This is a genomic window from Cohnella thailandensis (assembly GCF_014212135.1).
GTDB lineage: Bacteria > Bacillota > Bacilli > Paenibacillales > Paenibacillaceae > Cohnella > Cohnella thailandensis.
Genome location: NZ_JACJVQ010000007.1, coordinates 294958 through 315767, shown reverse-complemented (window position 1 = coordinate 315767; position 20810 = coordinate 294958). Strand labels below are relative to the sequence as shown.

Genomic DNA, 20810 nt, shown 5'->3' with positions numbered 1-20810 from the left:
ATAGGATTGGAGGCCGGAGGAGGGATTGCGGCGCGCGGCTTCTCACCCGAACCAATAGCTTATGTACAGCATCATCAGCAATCCCAGAATGAAGGAGTAGGTCGAGGGCCGTTCATAGCCGTGTCCATGGCTCTCGGGGATCAGCTCCTTGTAGGAGATAAACAGCATGGCTCCTGCCGCGAAAGCGAGGCCGGCTCCGATCAAGCTGTCCACGTAGCTCGCGGCGAAGTAACCGGCGACGGCGGAGACGGCCTCCATCAAGCCTGTCAGAACGACGATCAGGAACGATTTGAGCTTGCTGGCTTTCGAATTGATCAGGAAGACCGCCAGAATGAGTCCCTCCGGAATGTTCTGCGCCCCGATCGAGATGGCCACGAGAGGCCCGAGCCCTTCGTTCTCGCTGGCATAGCTGAAGCCCGTGCTGAGCCCTTCGGGAATGTTATGGATAAACAAGGCGATCAGGACGAGAAGAGTCTTGGAATCGAAGGATTGCTTAAGAGGCTTGTTCTCCACGTCGATGTGCGGAACGTTCTTCTCGATCAGATCCAGGACGATGATTCCGAGCAGCAAGCCTAAGGTCAACGCAACGATGCCCGACTCCTCGATCGCTTGAGGCATCAAGCCGAAGGTGGACGCGGAAACCATGATTCCCGCCGTGAACGCCACCAGAATGTCTTTCCATTTCTCGGACAGCCTCCGGATAAAGAAGATCGGTGCCGCTCCCAAAACCGTTGCCATAGCGGAGATGATGCTTCCGATTAACGCCGATGCCAAAAAAGTCGCTCCTCTCCACAGTTAAAATTGCCCAGTCTTTTTCCCATTTTATTATATACGGCCAAGAGGTTACAAACGACGCGAGCTTGCGAGAGAGAAACGGCAGCGTTTGCGCCCGATAGACGTTATCTATAGCGTCATTCAATCTATCTACCAATGATTAACGGCGAACTTACGAGCAGCTAACGTCCGGCAGACGATCCCTTGCTAAATTGGAAGCATCCCCAATGCAAAGGAGAGAATGGATGGATGAAAAAGAAGCTCAAGACCGTCGCGGGAAGAATTTTGCTTGGCGCGGGTCTGCTGACGGCAGGCCTGTCCGGCTTGACTCCGGCCCATGCCGCCGGAACGGCGGTGCCGAATTACGAGGTGAAGTGGTATCTGGATCCCACCGTCGTTCTGGACTCGGATCACAAGCTGAAGAGCTCCGTGCGGAGCGAATTCGGCATGCCTTCCACCGTGGAGAAGATGAACGTGGAATATCTGGATAGCGACGACTTGGAGCTGAACGACGAAGGCTGGAACGTTCGGATTCGCAAAATGGAGGAATTCAGCGACGAGGAGTTCGAGCTTACCTACAAGAAGCGCTACCCGATCGTGAACGGCGACATTCAAGCGGCGCTGGAAGCGGCGGCGGACGACGGCTTCGACGCGGACGAGGAGGATTACAAAGCTCAGGTAGAGTGGGGCTACTCCTCGCAGACGCTAAGCTTCAGCAACGACAAGGATGCCGAGGAGAACGGCTACGACGGCATGGAGCTGCCGGACGCGGGCGATTCCCGCGACATGGCCGTGGATAAGCTCCCAGGCAAGCTGGAGGATTGGCAGTCCGGCGGTTGGGCCGAAGACATTCTCGACGACGCGCATATTTACGGACCGGCAGAAGCCAAGCGGTCGATCGGGGAATGGGACGGCGAGGAGCTGTATATCGAGGTTTGGGAGATTCGCAGCGCGGCCGGAACCGGATACGACTATCTGGTGGAAGCTTCGATGAAGATCGACGGCTACGCCGCCGCTTCTTCCAAACGGGATTCGCTTAAGAACAAGCTGATCGCGAAGGGATGGTTCCTGCCGATCGACGGCTTGAAGACCTCGCTCATTCTGGAGCGGTATTGAACGGCTAGTCGATTAACGCGGGTACCGGCATTGAATGCCGGGCCCGTTTTTTTTATGTCGCCATCATTTAACATAATGCCCAATTCCTTATGACTCTGGGAAAACAGTATGAATTTACATTAATAAAGGGATCCGGCAGCACGAACTTCCTATCGTCCCACCACCATTCGTAGGAGGAAAAGAGAAATGCGGAGAGTTGGAGAGAAGAAAAGATGGTTTTCCGTTCTAAGCGCGACCGTGGTCCTGTCCTCGATCTTGTCCGCATGCGGGGACGACGATAACGGCGGCGGCAAGGATTCGGCTACCGTGAGCGTAACCGTGGATTCCTCCTCCCTGGCCGAAATCGAAGCGAAGGCCAAGGAAGAAGGCGCCGTCGCGAGCGTCGGAATGCCGGACAGCTGGGCGAACTGGAAGGATACCTGGAACGATATTCAAACGAAATACGGCCTGAAGCATACGGATACCGACATGTCGAGCGCCGAAGAGATCGCGAAGTTCGAAGCCGAGAAGGACAAGCCGACCGCGGACATCGGGGACGTCGGCATCGCGTTCGGACCGGTTGCCGTCGCCAAGGGAGTCACGCAGCCCTACAAGCCCACCCACTGGGAGGAGATTCCGGACTGGGCGAAGGACGAGGACGGCCATTGGGTCGTCGCTTACCAAGGCACGATCGGCTTCCTGACCAACAAGAACCTCGTCAAGAACCCTCCGAAGAGCTGGGAGGACCTGAAGAACGGCGATTACAAGATCATCGTCGGCGACGTCACGAAGGCCGCCCAAGCCCAAATGGCGGTGCTTGCGGCCTCGATAGCCTTCGGGGGCGACGAAAGCAATATCGAACCGGGAATCGCGTTCTTCGAGGACCTGGCCAAGAAGGGGCGCCTGTCCAACGCGGATGCGAGCGTCGCCAACATCGAGAAAGGCGAGGTTCCCGTCACCCTGCTGTGGGATTTCAACGCGCTGAATTACCGCGACCAGATCGACAAGGACCAATTCGACGTCGCGATTCCGACGGAAGGCAGCGTCGTCTCCGGGTATGCGACGATCATCAACAAGTACGCGCCTAACCCGAACGCGGCCAAGCTCACGCGGGAATACATCTTCAGCGACGAAGGCCAGATCAACCTGGCCAAGGGGTACGCTCGCCCGATCCGGGACAGCGTGAAGCTTCCCGACGACGTGGCCGCCAAGCTGCTGGACAAGGACGAATACAAGAACGCGAAGCCGGTCGGGGATTACTCAGTTTGGGACACCGCGTCCAAGACCTTGCCTCAGACCTGGCAGGAACGCGTGCTCGTCCACATGAATTAACCGAAGCCGCAAGACAAGATGGATAGCCGCAGGCGTCTTCGTCTCGAACGAAGGCGCCTGCTTCGCGCCCCGAAGGGATGTGTCCTCGTGATAAGCAAGAAGAAGCGATATCGGCTTCGCGGCCGGCTCTGGGTGCTTGGGCTAGTGCCGTTCGCGGTCATGGTGCTGGCTTTCCAACTCGCTCCCGTCTGGTCGATGCTCTCGGGAAGCTTCCGATCGGATGCCGATTCCCGTTGGACCTGGCACAACTATTACACGGCACTGAATAGCCCGTTCTATCTCAAGGCGATCGAGAACAGCCTGCTGATCTCCGCTTATTCCAGCCTTATAGGGATCGTCGTCGGCCTCGTCTGCGCGTATTCCGTGACGCGGTTCGCCCCGACCGTACGGGACCGGATCCTGATGCTGTCGAACATGACTTCGAATTTCGCGGGCGTGCCGCTCGCTTTCGCTTACATTATCCTGCTCGGCTCGAACGGGGTGTTCACTCTGCTTTTCCGGGAGTGGGGCTGGAACGTCTTCGACGGCTTCGACCTCTATAGCTGGACCGGGTTGACTCTCGTCTACGTGTATTTCCAGGTGCCGTTATCGCTCCTGCTTCTTTACCCTTCCTTCTACGGCATCCGGGAGCAGTGGAAGGAGGCGGCCTCAATGCTGGGGGCATCCTCCTGGCAATTCTGGCGCTCGATCGGCGTGCCGATACTCGCTCCCGCCATCTTCGGTACGCTCGGCATTTTGTTCGCCAATGCGATGGGGGCGTATGCGACCGCTTATGCCTTGGTCGGCGGCAACTACAATTTGCTCGCGATCCGGATCGGCTCGATCGTATCGGGCGACGTCACGAACCAGCCGAATCTCGGCAGCGCGCTGGCGGTCCTTCTCGCCTGCACGACCTTGCTCGCCGTATCGCTGAATGCCTGGATGACGAAGCGCTCCGCGAGGTACTTGACGGGGGCCGCGAAGGCGCCGCCGCGGAAGGGGTTTGTACGGCAAAGAGGAACGGGAGTCGCGTTGGCGGAAGCGAAGGAGGGGACGGGATGACCGAACGGAACCAAGCCGGATGGGGGCACCGGACGCTGCAATCCTTGCTGCTCCTTTATTTGCTTCTTCCGTTGGCGGCGACGGCCGTCTATGCTTTCGCGGGAGATTGGCAGGACACCGTCCTGCCGAAGCAATGGACGTTGGAATGGTTCGAGAGCCTGTTCCAAGACACCCGGTTTCTTGAAGCGCTATGGAACTCGCTTTATCTCTGCTCCATTAGCGTCGCGCTAAGCCTGGCGGTCATGATTCCGGCCGTATTCGTCCTAACGGTATACGCCCCGCGCCTCGAATCGCTGATGAAGGGGATTGTCGTTCTCCCGTACGCGGTGCCCGGCGTGGTCGCCGCGGTGGGGCTGATTCGCACGTATTCGGGCGGACCGATCGATATCGCGGGCACGGCTTATCTGCTCGTCGGCGCCTACTTCGTCGCCATTCTACCGTATATGTACCAAGGAATCCGCAACAGCCTGCTGACCGTTTCGGCTCCTGAGCTCATGCAGGCGGCCGGGCTTCTCGGCGCGGGCCCGGTCCGGGCGTTCCTGACGGTCGTGCTTCCGAATATCGTCCCGGGAATCCTCGTGTCCACGCTCCTGAGCTTCTCCGTGCTGTTCGGGGAGTTCGTGCTGACGAACATGCTGGTCGGGGCCCATCTTCAGACGGTTCAGGTGTATCTGTCCCGGAGGATGGGAGAGAGCGGCCATCTGGCGAGCGCCATCGCGATCTCTTACTTCGCGTTTATTCTCATTCTATCCATGGTTCTGATGAAGCTTGGTCAAACTAAAGGCAGGAGGGTCAGAGGATGAATTCCTATCTCGAATTGCAAAGCGTTCGCAAACGATTCGGCAACGCCGCGGTGCTGAACGGCGTTCATCTGGACGTCGCCGAGGGGGAGCTCGTAACCTTGCTCGGTCCTTCCGGCTGCGGCAAAAGCACGCTGCTCCGGTGCATCGCCGGCCTGGCCGTCCTTGACGGCGGCAGGATCGTTCTTCAAGGCCGGGATCTTGGAGGGCTGGCGCCGCGGGAGAGGCAGGTCGGGATGGTATTCCAATCGTTCGCGCTGTTCCCGAACCTGACGGCCGGAGAGAACGTCGAATACGGCCTGCGGATGCGCGGCGAGTCCAAGCGAGGCCGCAGGCGCCGGGCGGAGGAGCTGCTCGCCCTCGTCGATCTGGAAGACAAGAGAGACGTCTATCCGCACCATCTATCCGGAGGCCAGCAGCAGCGGATCGCGCTCGCCCGTTCGCTGGCGGTTCAGCCGAAGCTGCTGCTGCTCGACGAGCCGCTCAGCGCGTTGGACGCGCAAATCCGCAAAAACCTGCGTTCGGAAATCCGGAGCATCCAGCAACGGCTGAACATGACGACTCTGTTCGTAACCCACGATCAGGAAGAGGCGCTGACGATGTCGGATCGGGTGTGCATCATGAACAAGGGCGTCATCGTTCAGGAAGGAACTCCGGAGCAGATCTATATGACGCCGCGAACGGAATTCGCCGCGAGGTTCATGGGAAGCTACAACGTTATGACCCGTCCGGAAGCTCTTCGCCTGTTCGGCAGTCTCGAAGGCTCCTCGGACAGCTATGCCCTTCGCCCCGAATCCGTGAAGCTGATCGGGATGGAGGAGGACCCGTCGGGCCATGCCGGCAGAGGCAAGCGAATCGTGGACGGAACGGTCGATTCCGTATCCGTGCTGGGCACGATCGTTCGTTACTCGATCGAGGCGGCCGGCGTGAAGCTGACGATCGACGCGCTGAACGACGGCAGATTGATCGGGATCGGCGAGCGAAGGAATGTACGGCTTGCGCTGGATTGTTCGCAATTGCTGCAACTGGAGAAGGAAGGCGCCTGAGGCAAGCGAGTAAGAAGTGTCGGGACTCGTAAAAAAGGGAGGCGAATGAGGCTAATGGGGAATCGCGAAGGCAATAAAGTCATCATGGTCGTCCTGGACGGCCTGCGTTACGATTCGGCTCGCAGGTATTTAGGTTATCTCGAGCATCTCGTCGAGCAAGGAGCCGCGGCTTGCCGCCAAGTCCGCTCGGAGCTGCCCAGCCTGTCGAGGCCGTTGTACGAGGTGCTTCTGACCGGCACGCCCGCCGTCCGCAACGGCATTACGGCCAATCCGATCGCGCGCCGCAGCCGAGAGCTCAGCCTCTTCCATTTGGCGGCGGACGGCGGGTTGACGACCGCGGCGGCCGCTTATCACTGGGTAAGCGAGCTCTACAACTCGGCGCCCTTCAATCCGCTGACCGATCGCCATCAATACGACATGAACAAGCCCATCCAGAACGGCATTTTTTACTTCGAGGATTCGTATCCGGACAGCCATCTTTTCTCCGATGCCGAATATTTGAGGGGGGCCTGCAATCCGGACTTCCTCTATATCCATTCGATGAATATCGATTACGCGGGGCATCTTCACGGGGGAGAGAGCAAGGAATACGCGGCGGCCGTCCGAACGGCCGACACCCTTCTCGCGATGCTTGTGCCCCAGTGGACGGAAGAGGGCTACCTTGTCATCGTTACATCGGATCATGGCATGAGCGCGGACGGTCAGCACGGGGGCACGGATCCCGAGGAGCGCCTTGTTCCGCTGTATATTTTGTCCCCTTCCGTGGAATTCAAACGCACGCTGCTCGTCGACGAACCGCTGCCCCAGCTTGAAGTCATGCCGATGGTCGCCGATTTATTGGGATTAGAAGGATAGATAAATAAATGCTTGACTTAACTAATTGATCTATGATAAATTATATTTCGCTGACGTTGAACTACTTCGACAACGGCGAATATGCGGACGTGGCGGAATTGGCAGACGCGCTGGATTCAGGTTCCAGTGGGCTAACCCCCCGTGGAGGTTCGAGTCCTCTCGTCCGCACCACCCTAAGAATGAACCAGCTCTTGAATCGGTCCCTGCGACGATTCAGGAGCTTTTTGTTTGATTGGAATTTGCAATGCGTTGCTCATGACCTGCGCCGACGGAACCAAAGAAGAACCTGGATGACAACTAAATAGAGAATATAAAAAAATCGAATCCGAATTGCGGCGCATTAGACAGCTGACCAATCGGTCCGATTCCTATAAGCAATGTTATTGGAAAAGTAAGGGGTCAAAATTGTTCACGCGAGAGGGTCAATTAATTATACCGTGCTTCCTGATCTCCCAAGCTACACTAACGATAGTGAACCATTCTGTACCTCAATTCGATTGGAACGGAGGCCTTTTCGTTAGATGGCGGATAAACAGGGCGTAATCACATTGGAACCCGATCTTTTCGTTGCCGGGGGAGGAATATCGGGGGTGTCGGCAGCGATTGCGGCGGCCCGGAATGGAGCCCAAGTCGTTCTATGCCAGGATCGGCCTGTGCTCGGGGGCAACGCTTCTTCCGAGATACGGATGCACATCGTTGGGGCGGCTAACTCCAAACGGAGAAAGGAACTTGAAACGGAGGCGCGCGAAGGCGGTATTCTGGAAGAGATCCTTCTGGAAAATGCCGTTCGCAATCCCCAACGGAGCGCCTCGATGTTCGACTTGATTCTCTACGAGAAATGCAGGGCCGAGCCCAATCTGACGCTTCTGTTAAATACGACGGTAATCGAAGCGGATGTGAAGGATGGCAGGATCGATTCCGCTCTGGCGGTTCGAGAGAGCACGGAGCATCGGTTCCGGATCCATGCCAAAGTGTACATGGATTGCACAGGGGATGGGCGGCTGGGGATGGAAGCGGGCGCCTTGTATAAGACGGGGCGCGAGGCGGCAAGCGAGTATGGGGAGACTCTCGCGAACGAGAAAGCGGATTCCTATCGGCAGGGCTCGTCGCTCTTGTTCACCACCCGGGATATGGGCCGGCCTATGAGCTTCGTACCTCCCGCTTGGGCGCGCAAATTCTCGGAGGAGGATCTGAAATTCCGCAACCACTCTACCTGGGAATATGGCTACTGGTGGGTCGAATTCGGCGGGATGATGGACACGATAGCCGATAACGAGAGGATTCGGGATGAACTGTTGGCGATAATGATGGGCGTCTGGGATCATATCAAAAATAGCGGCATTCATCCCGAGTCGGAGAATTGGGCTCTGGACTGGTTCGGATTTGTTCCCGGAAAAAGAGAGTCGCGTCGCTTCATCGGAAAATACTTGCTTACCCAGGTCGATCTGGAGCAAGCGACGCACTTCCAAGATGTGATCGCGTACGGAGGCTGGCCGATGGATACGCATCCGCCCCAGGGCATAGATGCAACCGAGCTGAATCCAGCCCATCAGCCGATCAGCCGGTACGTGTACGGCATTCCGCTCAGGGCGCTGATCAGCGCGAATGTGGAGAACTTAATGTTCGCCGGGCGAAATATCTCGGCGACGCATATCGCTTTCTCCAGCACGCGCGTGATGGGAACCTGCGCCGTGATGGGACAAGGCGCGGGCACGGCCGCCGCGTTAGCCGTTCAAGCCGGCTTGACGCTGGAGGATGCGCTACGCAGTAAGGAGTTCATACAAAACGTTCAGCAGCAGCTATTGAAACAAGATGCGTATTTGCCGGGGGTTACGCCGGCTAAAGATAACCTAGCGTTAAGCGCGATTGTCCGCGCTTCTTCCGAACAGCCGGACGGTCAAGCCGCCAACGTCACGGACGGCTATACCCGATCGATGCATGGTCCGGGCGGCGCCAGGCCGGAACTGACCGTCCCCGGAACGCACCGCTGGATGTCGCAGCCCGGCGACCCGGCGCCTTGGATCGAACTGGAATGGCCGGCGCCCGTGACGATTAGGGAGATCGTGCTCGTATTCGACACGGGGATGCACCGAAGACTGACCCTGACCCATTCCGACGAAGTATTGAGAACGATGGAGTGGGGGCCTCAACCGGAGACGGTTAAGGACTTTCGGGTGACGGTAAGCTTCGCCGATCCTGAAACTTCGGACCTTCAAGTCATTTCCGTCAGGGATAACTATCAACGGCAAATCGTCCGCAGCGTGAACCAGGAGAAGGTGATCAAGCTGCGCGTGGATATCGACGGCACCCATGGGCTGGTCCATGCCCGAATATTCGAGATCCGCTGTTACGAATAACCAATCGCGCAAAGCGGCCAACCGTCATCGGTTGGCCGCTTTGCGTTCAGGTCAAAATTGTGCACATAAAGGAGTCGCAAGGCTATACCGTAATCTCCGAAGCCTCTTGCTACAATGAATTCATAGCAAAGCGGCACATGGAGGTATATACAAATGAGCGAACGGATGATAGTCCGGGATTCGGCCTCGAGCGCCAATCCCAAAACATACTGGACGCGCAAGCGGCGCGAGCAATGGGCCGGATGGGTCTTTATCGCGCCGGAGGTCATTGGCTTAATCGGGCTCTCTCTGTTCCCGTTGCTCTCCAGCCTTGTTCTTAGCTTCACGGAGTGGAACCTGGTGGGCGGCCTGTCGGCCATTCGTTTTAACGGGGTGGACAACTTCGTTCAATTGTTCAAGGATGATCATTTTATCCTTGCCCTGAAGAACAATGTCCTCTTCTCGGCGGGCACGGTTCCGTTGACCATGCTGATCGGCATCGTTCTGGCTGCGTTGATCCATAAGAAACTGTATGCGAAGACATTTTTCAAAGTCGCCTTCTTTATTCCTTATATTTGCTCGACCGTAGCGATTGCAGCCGTGTGGCAAGCGCTCTATCATCCGTCCAAAGGTCCGCTGAACCAACTGCTGATGCAGCTTGGGATCTCCAACCCGCCGCATTGGCTGGTCGACACGAGTTACTCGCTGATCGCGATTATGATCATCTATATCTGGCAGATTCTCGGCTACCAGATCATTATCTTTCTGGCGGGGATGTCCAATATTCCGGAAGAGCTGTACGAGGCCGCGAAGATCGACGGAGCGACCGGCATTCAGCAGTTCAGACGCATTACCTTGCCGCTGCTGGGTCCGACTACCTTTTTCCTGGCTATTACGAGCACGATATCTTCCTTTAAGGTGTTCGATCTTATCAAGTTCCTGACGAACGGAGGCCCGAATTACTCGAGTACGGTTATTGTGTACCAGATTTACGAGGAAGGGTTCGAGCGCTTTAGGATGGGATATGCCTCGGCCATGTCATGGGCGCTGTTCCTGATGATTCTGCTCGTCACGTCCATTACCTGGATGACGCAAAGCCGGAAAGTCCATCAATAGACCGAAACGAAAGGAAGCCATGAGATGTCACTAACTCGAATTAAGCCAAGCAATGTGATTTTGACCGTGTTGTTCGCGGTATTGTCCGTATTCTTCTTGCTGCCGCTGTTCTGGATGTTATCCGCCTCCGCGAAGACGGAACGGGATGTGTGGACATTCCCGATTCAATGGATTCCGAAGGAATGGAACCTGATCGCCAACTTCAAAGCGGTGTGGATGGGCGACGTCTCCTTCGGCTTGTTCTATATGAACTCGATCAAGATCGCGGTGATCTCCACCCTGGCGACGATATTGATCTCTTCGATGGCCGGCTATGCGCTATCCAAACTGGAATTCAAAGGCCGGGCGTTTGTGTTCAGCCTGATGCTAGCGTTCATGATGATTCCGGAGCAGGCGACGCTTGTCCCGCGTTACATTATGATCAAGGAAGCGGGATTATACGACACTCACGCCGCCCTAATACTGATGGGAATATTCTCCAGTTATTTTTCCTTTCTTTTGCGCCAGTTCATGGCTAGCATCCATGACGATATGCTTGAAGCGGCCGAACTGGACGGCGCCGGGTTTTTCCGCGTCTTTTGGAACATTATGCTCCCCCTGAGCAAGCCGATTCTGGCGACCGTAGGGATTATTAAGTTCATCTGGACCTGGAATGATTACCAGGGACCGCTGATCATGCTCACCTCGACCAAATTATTCACGATTCCGCTCGGCATGCAATTTTTCCAAGAAGAATTCGGCACGCGAATCGCGGTAATGATGATGGCTTCCGTAGCGGCGATCATCCCCTTGCTTGCGTTATTCCTGGCGCTGCAGAAGCAGGTTATTCAAGGGATTGCCATCGGAGGGGTCAAAGGCTAGGCACGGGTTTGGCCCATGCAGAGCAGCCAGGTCAAAAATGTCTACGCGCAAACCGCAATTCTGTACACGGTATAGACCATGATAGGGTAGTATAATGAGCCTGCAACAACCAATAGAAGGGGGAAATAGTTTTGAAGAAAACGCCATTGTTATTGATTTGTCTGTTCCTGGTTCTTGCCGTAGCCGCATGCGGAAGCAAGGGCAATAACAATCCTTCCGAGGCGAGCGCGTCGGGATCCGGCGGACAGGCCGCAGGCAAGGAGAAGATTAAATTCTATACCTTCAAGGTCAGCAAGCCGGATGAGCCGATTTACAAGGCCGTTCAGGCGTACAATGAATCGCAGGACAAGGTGGAAGTGGAATATGTCTCCCTTGTTCAGAACAGCAACAGTACGGATTTTATGAAAAAATTGGACATCATGATCAGCAGCGGCGAAGTCGCCGACGTGTTCATGACCGGCAATGAAGAAGAATTGCTTGAACGCGCTTCGCGAGGAGTCGTGGAACCGCTTAACTCGTTCTTTGAACAAGAGAAGGTAAACCCGGAAGAAGAATACAACAAGGTTATCAAACTGGACGACCAAATCTACGGTCTCTTGTCGAGCTCTACTCAATGGCTTACGGTATTCAACCGCGAACACCTCGAGAAGGCGGGCCTTAAGCTTCCCGAGATGGGCTGGACGTGGGACGACTTCCGCGATTACGCCAAGAAGCTTACGGCGGACGGACATTACGGCACGTACTTCCACACTTGGGGCGAATATGCTAACATCATCGCGTATACCGAACGACCGAATCCGCAATTGGATGCGAACCTGAACCCGATCTTCGACGATCCTTCTTTTAAATACTTCTTCGAATTGCGTCGCGCGATGGAGAAGGAGGACAAGAGCGTGGAGCCCTATTCGGATGTGCTGGCATCCAACTACCACGTGCTGCAGCAGTTTTTTGCCGGCAACGCCAGCATGCTGGCGGTACCTAGTTACGTGGTACGAGCCGGTCTGAACCAGGAGAAATTCCCGCACGACTTCCAGATGGTCTTCGCGCCCGTGCCTCGCTCCGTGGATTCGCAAGAGATCGGCATGACCAGCATCGGCGGCGGCGGACTTGCGATCGGCGCGAAGTCGAAGCATAAGGAAGCGGCGTTCGACTTCGTGAAATGGATGACCAAAGAGTCCTATAAATACACGCATGAAATTCCTACCTATAAAGGCGTTGACGGCGCCGTGTTGATTAACGACTTTTTCAAAGAGAATACGGATCTGATCGATACCGAATCGTTGACCAAGACATTGTTCGATCCCCGCATTAAAGTCGCGAATACGTTTAGCGTGCCTTATGGATCCGAATTGAAGACCATCGTCGAGAACGGCTTCTCCAACTATATGCTGAATAACTTGAGCTTCGATGAAGTAAAGACCACGATGACGAATGAGGTTAAAAAAGTGGTGGAGGCTAACAAGTAGAAATTGTCAGACCGGGAACGTGCGCGGCAAGTATAATGAAACGTAATCATGAATATTTCAGGCAGGTTGATCACGTTATGGAATGGTTAAGCCGATTTTCTTTTCATCGTAAAATGCAGTTCTCGTTCCTGGTCTTTATCCTCTTGCCGTTTATCGCCGTCACGTATTGGTCGTATTCTTCCGTGAAACAGAACGTGAGCGTGAAGCTGGCCCGTTCGAACGAAGAGACGCTTACGGTCATCGCGAATCAAATCGGGAAGACGATCGACAGCATCTCCTTCGCATCGGTCTACTTCTCTCAATCGTACAACCCGGATATTTTAGAGAGCTTTCGGCATCTGAAGGATGCCGAAAGCTTTGCCGATTTCGAGACTTATCAATCTTATTCGCGGTTGGACACGATGGCCGATCTGTTGTTCATGCAGTCGGCCGATGCCGACTTGAAGATGATGATCGTGAATAAGGAGAACCGAATGATCATGGGGGACAAATCCGTTCCCGTGTTCTCCGCGCTGTCGGAGTCGTTCATGCGGGAGAGCGGCCGTCTGGACGCGAAGGAGACGACTTCGCTGCAGTGGTTTCCTTCCGGAGAGAAGGATTCCGCTCCCGAATATTATTATGCGGCCCGATTCATCGTCGATCCCCGCAACCGCGAGAAGCTGGCGACGTTGTTCATCGGAATTCCTCAATCGTATTTCCACGGCTTGCTGGACACCGGCAACCCGGATATTGTGTTCTCGCTAACCGATCGGTCAGGCGAGATCATTGCCGTTAAGGGCGGGAGCGAAGCAGGAGCGGCCGGCGGCATGCTGGTTAGCAAAGTCTCCATACCGAAGACCGGCTGGGTGCTGTCGAGCGAGATGCCGCGTTGGCTGATCGACAACCAGATTAACCGGGAATTTAAGGTATCTCTTTCATTGGTCGGCTTCTTTTTCCTCGCGTTCTTGATCTTGTCGATGTTCTGGGCCGGATATATCCACAAGCCGATCCGTTTGCTCCGTTCCAGCGTCAAGCAGTACGTCGGCGGGAAGCGAGACGTCCGAATACCGGTCAAAGGAAAAGACGAGGTTGCCGTTCTCTCCGCCGCGTTTAATCAGATGCTGGACGATATCAACGGGCTGCTGCATCAAGTGGAGAGCGAGCAGGAGGAGAAGCGGCTGCTGGAGCTTCAGGCATTGGCCGCGCAGATTCGGCCGCATTTTCTCCTGAACACGCTAAATTCCATCAAGGTCAGCTTGCTGCTTAGCGGAGACGAGCCGCATGGCGCCATGCTCGACGCTCTGATGCGATTATTGCGGGCCTACGTTCATATCGACGAACCGCTTAAGCTGGCCGAGGAATGCAAGGTGCTGGGAAGCTATGTGCAAGTCATGCAAATTCGCAACCGATTGGACATCGAGTTCACCTATGAGCTGGGAGAGGGAACGGAATCGATCCAGCTCCCGAGGTTGCTGCTGCAGCCCATCGTCGAGAATGCGATCCAACACGGATTCTCCTCTCGGCCGGAGAACCCGGCCATCGAGCTTCGCGCGGCGATTCATGGCCCTATGCTGGAGATTGCCATCGGAGACAACGGCCGAGGGCTTAGCGAAGAGAACGTCTCCCGCCTGATCCGACGGGTAAACGGAACGGCGGGTGAAGCACCAAGTCATCAAGATAAAGGCGTAGGCTTAGTCAACACGGCACGCAGATTGCAAGTGCTGTACGGAGGACAAGCGCGAATCCAGGCGGCGGCCCGCCCGGGCGGCGGCATGATTTTCACCTTATACATCCCGATAGCAAGCGGCAAGGAGACGGATATTCATGATGAAGGTAATGCTAATCGATGACGATGTTCCGATGCTGGAGTACGAGGCGCATCTCCTGGGCGCCCTTGATTTGGAGTTGCGGCTTGTCGCATCGGCTTCCGGCAGCGCCCAGGCGCTCGAGGACTTCCATGCGACGTTGCCGGATCTCGTGATCATCGATATCGGATTGCCTGGAATGGACGGATTCGAACTGGCCGAGGCGTTCCGGATTACGAAGCCGGAGGTCCGGCTTATTTTCCTGACCTGCTACGAGGACTTCCAATATTCCAAAAGGGCGTTCCAGCTCGAAGCCGACGATTATCTGATCAAGGACGAGCTGTCGCTTGAGCAGCTTAAGGGGAGTCTGCTCAAGGCGATGAGCCGGTTTCGCAGCAGGGAGGAGCTGCTGGAGCACTTTTCGTTCCGGCAGACGGTCGAACGCAATAAAGAGGTGCTGCTGCAGAGCTTGCTGAAGCAGATGCTGTCTCCGGGAACCGATGCCGCCGATACGCTCTCGCTGAGCGAACGTCTCGGCATCTCATGGAAGCTGCCCTATTTCCGCCAAGGCTTCATCCATATCGACGCCGCTTCCTTGATCGAGCGTTACAGCTATGAGGATGTTCGCCTGATTCATTTTGCCGCGAACAACATTGCCATGGAACTATCCGCGGAGCATAAGGCGATTACGCCGATTCTGACTCCGGAATCGGGGATTTATCTCATCTGGAATGTATCGGAACCGGACGCTTCGTATCAGCCCTTGATCGAATTCATGGAGTCGGTTCGGGCCAAAGTGGATCACTATTTGAAAGTTAAGGCGAAGGGCTTCTATTCGGAGGAAACCGTGCTGCTGCAGCATTTCGATACCGTGTACAAAAAGTTGAACGAATGCCGGGACGACCGCTTCTACGAATCGAATCCGGATGATGGAGCCGTTGCCGCCGTGGGGCCGCGCGCGGCATTCCGGCCCATGACGGAGCGGGGGTGGGAGAAGGAACGGCATATGCTGTCTCTGGCGCTTGAGGAGGGGAATGCCGCATGGATCGATATGGCGATGAATCCTTGGATTCAGCATATCGCCGCCGAGCGTCTTCTGCCCCGGCTGGTGAAGGATATCTGCAACGACCTCGTCCGCCAGATGGTGTTCGAATCGAACGGCGTCGCCGAGAGCCGCTTCTTCGTCCTGCTCGAACAGGCCGTGCACGTCGACGAAGCCGCTCGATTGACCAAGCGGGAGCTGCGGAATCTGTGGAGGCAGCATACGCTGACGCCGGTTCCCGCCCAAGGGAAGGATGTCCGCCTGCAGGCGATCGACCGGTATCTCGAAGAGCATGTCGACCGGATGATCACTTCCGTGGATATGGCCGATCATCTGCATTTAAACGCCAGCTACTTCTCCAGATACTTCAAGAAGCTGGCCGGCGTTAATTTCACGGATTACGTGAACCAGTTCAAAATGAATATGGCGATTGCGATGCTATGCCGTCAGAACGAGACGGTGGAGAACGTGGCGTATGCTCTCGGCTTCTCCGACCGGGCCTACTTCTCCAAAGTATTCAAGAAATACAGCGGAAAAAGTCCGAGCGAATATAAAAATCAGATGAACGCCTGCGGGGAAACGGCGGAATGAGATCATTTACTTTTTTCCTATCGCTAATACCGTTGCCCCTTTATGAAATCCCCCTTGAAGCCGGATATGCTCATAGGGAAGATTCGGATTGGACAGTCTCCACAGCATTCGATCCGCTCCGCGAACTCCCGCTTCCTTGATGGGGAGCTCGGGCCTGGTCAAATCCGGCAGGTGCGCGTTCGGCGCATGCTCCAGGCCGATAAGCGAGTAATCGTCCGGAATTCGACGGCCCAGCAGGCTGCAGCCGTAATACACCCAGGCCAGATCGTGCTCGAGACCGGAGAGAATCGCTGTCGGCTTCTCCCGGATGAGCAGATCGGACAACAGGCGGGTATACAAATCCTTCGACCCGGCCCGGGTCAGATGCCTGTCTTCTTCCGCGGACATTCCGGCCGAGGCCATCGCTTCCTGGAATGCCTGCCAACGCATCCGAAACCCCCGGTGCAAGCGAATGTCCCCGATATATAAGATACGCCTATGACCGTTGGCCAGCAGGTATTGCACGGATTGATAAACGGCGGAGGAGACGTCCCATATTACGCTGTCCACTTGGGCGGCCGGAGGCGGATAGTTGAGCAATATTTTGGGTACCGATAATCGCAACAGCCTCTCTTCCGTTCTTGCGCTGATCATCGGGGTCAAAAAGAGGCCGTCCGTATAGAGCAAGCCGTAGGTTTCCGCCCATTCGTCGAATTCCGCATCGGATCCGGCGTCCGGCGGCGCGAACAGCATCTCGAGCTTATGCCCGAATTCCGCCAGCCTCGCCTGAACCCCTTCGTACAGCTTTTGGTGAATAAAGACAAGCCCCGAATGCGGAACGACGAACGCGAATCTTCGCGGCTTCGACGAATAGATCGGAATTCGTTCTACGGCCATGCCCCGCTCCTGCTCCTTCGTCCGGTATCCCAATCGGCCGGCCGCTCCGATAACCTCTCTGCGCGTCTGTTCGGACATCCCCGGCAGCCCGCGCAATGCCTTGGACACCGTATGAACCGTCAACCCCAAATGATCGGCAATCGTTTGCAGAGTGACCTTCTTTTTATTCGGCATGGCGACCTCCCGGTTGTAAGCTGCTTGCTTCATTATAAGGAAAAACGAAACAAAAATGAAACTAAAAATGAAGCTTCATGGACGATACAATGAAAGCAAATCCATGGAGGTGGTCCGAATGATTGATATCGTACCCACGATTCGAATGCCGGAGCGCGATATTTCCGTCTACGCGAATGCGGACGTCGTTGTGGCGGGAGGAGGTCCGGCCGGGGTCGGCGCCGCGCTAGCCGCTGCCCGGAACGGGGCATCCGTCTTGCTGATCGAGCAGAGAGGGTATTTGGGAGGCATGGCGACGGTCTCTCAGGTTCCCGCTTTTTGCCCTTATACCGATCACATCAAGCCGGTGATCCGCGGCATCGGGCTGGAGATTCTGAGCGATATGAAGCGGAGGATGGAGGCGGCGTTCCAAGAGGAATGGCGGGAAGAGCTCGATTGGGTGCCGATCGATGCGGAAGCGTTAAAGCGTTTATTGGACGAGAAGATGGCCGAGGCCGGCGTTAAGCTGCTTTATCATACGTTCGTCGGACACGTCCTGCAGCAGGACGGCGTCCTCGAAGCGGCGATTATTCACAACAAGACCGGGACGCAGGCCGTCAAGGCCAAGCTCTTTATCGACGCGACGAGTGATGCGGATCTCACGTATCTGGCGGGAGGCGAGCTTGTCAAAGGCGGAGACGACGGCGAGCTCCAGCCGGGGACGATGTGCTTCGTGCTTCATAACTTGGACAGGAATAAGTTCCTCTCCGTCGCCGATATTCACGGCCGCGATCTGAAGCATGCGATCCACAAGGCGAAGAGCGAAGGGAGACTGCGCGTGGCCAGAGATTGGGCAGGCATCTCTTGGCTTAACGACCATACGGCCGGATTTAACTTCGGGCACGTCTTCGGGATCGACGGCTCGAACGCGGACGACCTGACCCGCGGAGCGATCGAAGGGCGGGCGCTTGTCGAGCACATTACCGAGTGGCTGCGGGAATCGATCCCCGGCTTCGAGAACGCCTTCCTGTCTTTGACGGGGGAACAGATCGGGATCCGCGAGACCCGCCGGATCGTCGGGGATTATATCCTCACCGCGGACGATTTTCTGAAGTGCCGTTCGTTCCCGGACGACATCGCGCGCAATGCCTACTTCATCGACATTCATATGGCGAAGCCCGAGAGCGGGATGACGATGGTGCATCTGCCGCCCGGAGAGTCGCACGGCATCCCGTATCGCTCGTTGCTTCCGGCAGGAATCAAGAACGTGATCGTGGCCGGAAGAGCGATATCGACCGACAGAGCGACTCAAGGCTCCACCCGGGTGATGCCGAATTGCTTCGCGATGGGCGAAGCCGCCGGCACGGCCGCGGCGATCCTGGCCGAGCAGGGCTCGCGCGATACGCGCAGCATCGATATCGAGGCCTTGCAGCGGAAGCTTGTCCGACAGGGAGCCTGGCTGGGCGAGGCGATTCAGGAAAGGTGGAAGGAGGATGATTAAACGAAAGCCGCTGTTCCCGAAGCTGAACCGGATGCTGCACGGCGCGGATTATAATCCCGAGCAGTGGCTGCATAGAGCCGACATTCTGAATGAAGATAGGCGCTTAATGAATCTGGCCAAGTGCAACGTCATGGCGATCGGCATGTTTTCATGGTCCAAGCTGGAGCCCCAAGAAGGAGTATTCGACTTCGGTTGGTTGGACGACGTGATGGATAAGCTGTACCGCGACGGCATTTATACGATATTGGGAACGCCCAGCGGAGCTCGTCCGGCCTGGTTGGCGCGGAAATACCCGGAGGTGCTCCGCGTCAGGCCGGAGCGAATCCGCCATTTATATGGACTTCGGCATAACCACTGTTATACGTCGCCGATATACCGGGAGAAGGTTAAGGACATGAATACGCGGCTGGCGGAGCGATATCGCGAGCATCCCGGCTTGCTGCTATGGCATGTCTCTAACGAATACGGCGGGGAATGCCATTGCGACCTGTGCCAGGCCGCATTTCGATTATGGCTGCGGAAGAAATACGACAATGATCTGGACAAGCTGAACGAGGCCTGGTATACGACTTTCTGGAGCCATACCTACACCGATTGGGAGGAGATCGAGTCTCCGTCTCCCATAGGAGAATTCAAGGTCCAAGGCATGAATCTGGATTGGAAAAGGTTTGTCACCGATCAGAGCATCGACTTTATGCTTCGGGAGATCGAGCCGCTGAAGCGAATATCGCCGGACATTCCCGTCACGACGAATTTCTTGGGCGGGTGCGCGATCAATTACGAACTCATGGCGGAGCATGTGGATATCGTCTCTTGGGATAGCTACCCCCGTTGGCACGAGCCGCGTCCCGACTGGCAGACAGCTTGCCATACGGCGTTCATCCATGACAGATATCGGTCGTTCAAGCCCGGGCAGCCGTTCTTGCTGATGGAGAGCACGCCGAGCATGACGAACTGGCAGGAGGTTGCCAAGCCGAAGAGGCCCGGAATGCACGCGTTGTCCTCGATTCAAGCGGTCGCGCACGGCTCCGATTCCGTGCAATATTTTCAGTGGCGCAAGAGCAGAGGCGGCTCGGAGAAGTTTCATGGAGCCGTTGTAGACCATAGCGGACACGAGCATACGAGGGTATTCCAAGAGGTTGCAGGCCTAGGAGCTTGCCTGGAACGACTGGATTCGATCTCCGGAACGGTCGTCCCGGCGGGAGTCGCATTGATTTACGACACCGAGAATAAATGGGCGGTAGAAGGCGCGGACGGACCGCGAAAACCGAATCTTAGCTACGATCAGGAAGTGCTGGACCATTACGAGCCGTTCTGGAAGCAAGGAATTCCGACGGACGTCGTCCCTATGGACCGTCCGCTGGACCGCTACAAGCTGGTAGTCGCTCCCATGCTTTATATGTTGAAGCAGGGTACCGCCGAGAGGCTGGAAGCCTTCGTACGTTCCGGAGGAACGCTTGTCCTGACTTATTGGAGCGGGATCGTCGACGAGAACGATCTTTGCTTCCTGGGCGGATTTCCCGGGCCGCTCCGCAAGCTTGCGGGAATATGGGCGGAGGAGCTTGATTCGCTCTATGCGGAAGATCGCAACTCGCTTGTCATGAACGAGAAAGGGTTCGACGGCTTAACGGGAACGTATTCGGTGTCGCTGATGTGCGAACGGATTCATGCCGAATCGGCCGAAGTCGTTGCGGAGTATGGGGAGGATTTCTATAGAGGCTCTCCAGCGTTAACCGTCAATCGTTTCGGCGATGGGGAAGTTTATTATTTGGCGGCGCGAACGGAGCAGACGTTTAGAGATGGCTTCTATAGCAGGCTTGCGATCCGTTGCGGGGTCGAGCGGGTCATTCGGGCGGATTGGCCGGAAGGAGTAACCGCTCAGGTGCGTACGGACGGTACCGCCGATTACATCTTTCTTCAAAATTATTCGGATACGGATCAGCCGGTCGCGCTCAAGGAGCTTCTATGCGATCTGGAGGGGAATCCGGTCGGCGAACAGGCGCTTCTTTCCTCTTACGGGTTTCGAATTCTGAAGAGAGAAAGACATGTTTAAACAAAGCTTGCCTGCAAGCCTGCAATTCGATGCCGCCGCCGCGAATTCCTACCTATGCCGAACGGCCGGAGCATCGCTCCGGCCGGTT

Annotated in this window: 16 protein-coding genes and 1 tRNA gene; 15 read left to right on the top strand and 2 right to left on the bottom strand. The window is 56.1% G+C overall.

What is annotated here, in order from left to right; all coding sequences use genetic code 11:
- Positions 1-42 precede the first annotated feature (42 nt).
- Complete coding sequence (locus H7B67_RS11230) at positions 43-774, bottom strand: ZIP family metal transporter (protein WP_185119911.1); 732 nt, start codon at positions 772-774, stop codon at positions 43-45.
- A 249-nt stretch (positions 775-1023) separates the two neighbouring features.
- Here H7B67_RS11230 and H7B67_RS11225 point away from each other — a divergent pair, with 249 nt between their 5' ends.
- The 13 genes from H7B67_RS11225 to H7B67_RS11165 all read left to right on the top strand — a co-directional run bounded on the left by H7B67_RS11225 (position 1024) and on the right by H7B67_RS11165 (position 16139).
- Entirely contained in the window at positions 1024-1890 is an 867-nt protein-coding gene (locus H7B67_RS11225) for a hypothetical protein (protein WP_185119910.1), read from the top strand.
- 186 nt (positions 1891-2076) lie between these two features.
- Complete coding sequence (locus H7B67_RS11220; RefSeq protein ID WP_185119909.1) at positions 2077-3201, top strand: ABC transporter substrate-binding protein; 1125 nt, start codon at positions 2077-2079, stop codon at positions 3199-3201.
- Positions 3202-3360: 159 nt separating this feature from the next.
- Positions 3361-4242, top strand: a complete 882-nt coding sequence (locus H7B67_RS11215) for an ABC transporter permease (protein WP_245363313.1) — start codon at positions 3361-3363, stop codon at positions 4240-4242.
- Positions 4239-5045, top strand: coding sequence for an ABC transporter permease (locus H7B67_RS11210; RefSeq protein WP_185119907.1), 807 nt, complete (start codon positions 4239-4241; stop codon positions 5043-5045). Before H7B67_RS11215 ends, H7B67_RS11210 begins: the two co-directional genes overlap by 4 nt.
- Positions 5042-6088, top strand: a complete 1047-nt coding sequence (locus tag H7B67_RS11205) for an ABC transporter ATP-binding protein (protein WP_185119906.1) — start codon at positions 5042-5044, stop codon at positions 6086-6088. The genes H7B67_RS11210 and H7B67_RS11205 overlap by 4 nt, the downstream gene beginning before the upstream one ends.
- 54 nt (positions 6089-6142) lie before the next feature.
- On the top strand, positions 6143-6943 hold the full coding sequence (locus H7B67_RS11200; protein WP_185119905.1) for an alkaline phosphatase family protein: 801 nt from the start codon (positions 6143-6145) through the stop codon (positions 6941-6943).
- Positions 6944-7026: 83 nt separating this feature from the next.
- A tRNA-Leu gene (locus tag H7B67_RS11195) sits at positions 7027-7114 on the top strand.
- Between the two features lie 350 nt (positions 7115-7464).
- Positions 7465-9300, top strand: coding sequence for an FAD-dependent oxidoreductase (locus H7B67_RS11190; protein WP_185119904.1), 1836 nt, complete (start codon positions 7465-7467; stop codon positions 9298-9300).
- A 153-nt stretch (positions 9301-9453) separates the two neighbouring features.
- The gene (locus tag H7B67_RS11185) at positions 9454-10395 is read left to right on the top strand and encodes a carbohydrate ABC transporter permease (protein ID WP_245363269.1); all 942 of its coding nucleotides are present in this window, start codon (positions 9454-9456) and stop codon (positions 10393-10395) included.
- A gap of 24 nt (positions 10396-10419) precedes the next feature.
- Complete coding sequence (locus H7B67_RS11180) at positions 10420-11256, top strand: carbohydrate ABC transporter permease (RefSeq protein ID WP_185119903.1); 837 nt, start codon at positions 10420-10422, stop codon at positions 11254-11256.
- A 131-nt stretch (positions 11257-11387) separates the two neighbouring features.
- Positions 11388-12722, top strand: coding sequence for an ABC transporter substrate-binding protein (locus tag H7B67_RS11175; RefSeq protein ID WP_185119902.1), 1335 nt, complete (start codon positions 11388-11390; stop codon positions 12720-12722).
- A gap of 77 nt (positions 12723-12799) precedes the next feature.
- The gene (locus H7B67_RS11170) at positions 12800-14551 is read left to right on the top strand and encodes a sensor histidine kinase (RefSeq protein ID WP_185119901.1); all 1752 of its coding nucleotides are present in this window, start codon (positions 12800-12802) and stop codon (positions 14549-14551) included.
- Positions 14526-16139, top strand: a complete 1614-nt coding sequence (locus H7B67_RS11165; protein ID WP_185119900.1) for a helix-turn-helix domain-containing protein — start codon at positions 14526-14528, stop codon at positions 16137-16139. Before H7B67_RS11170 ends, H7B67_RS11165 begins: the two co-directional genes overlap by 26 nt.
- 6 nt (positions 16140-16145) lie before the next feature.
- Here H7B67_RS11165 and H7B67_RS11160 read toward each other — a convergent pair whose 3' ends face one another.
- Entirely contained in the window at positions 16146-17189 is a 1044-nt protein-coding gene (locus H7B67_RS11160) for a LacI family DNA-binding transcriptional regulator (RefSeq protein WP_185119899.1), read from the bottom strand.
- Positions 17190-17307: 118 nt separating this feature from the next.
- Between H7B67_RS11160 and H7B67_RS11155 the strand changes: the two genes are divergently transcribed.
- Positions 17308-18669: an FAD-dependent oxidoreductase gene (locus H7B67_RS11155; RefSeq protein WP_245363270.1), complete on the top strand. Its 1362-nt coding sequence runs from the start codon at positions 17308-17310 to the stop codon at positions 18667-18669.
- Positions 18662-20722: a beta-galactosidase gene (locus H7B67_RS11150; protein WP_185119898.1), complete on the top strand. Its 2061-nt coding sequence runs from the start codon at positions 18662-18664 to the stop codon at positions 20720-20722. The genes H7B67_RS11155 and H7B67_RS11150 overlap by 8 nt, the downstream gene beginning before the upstream one ends.
- Positions 20723-20810: the final 88 nt, after the last annotated feature.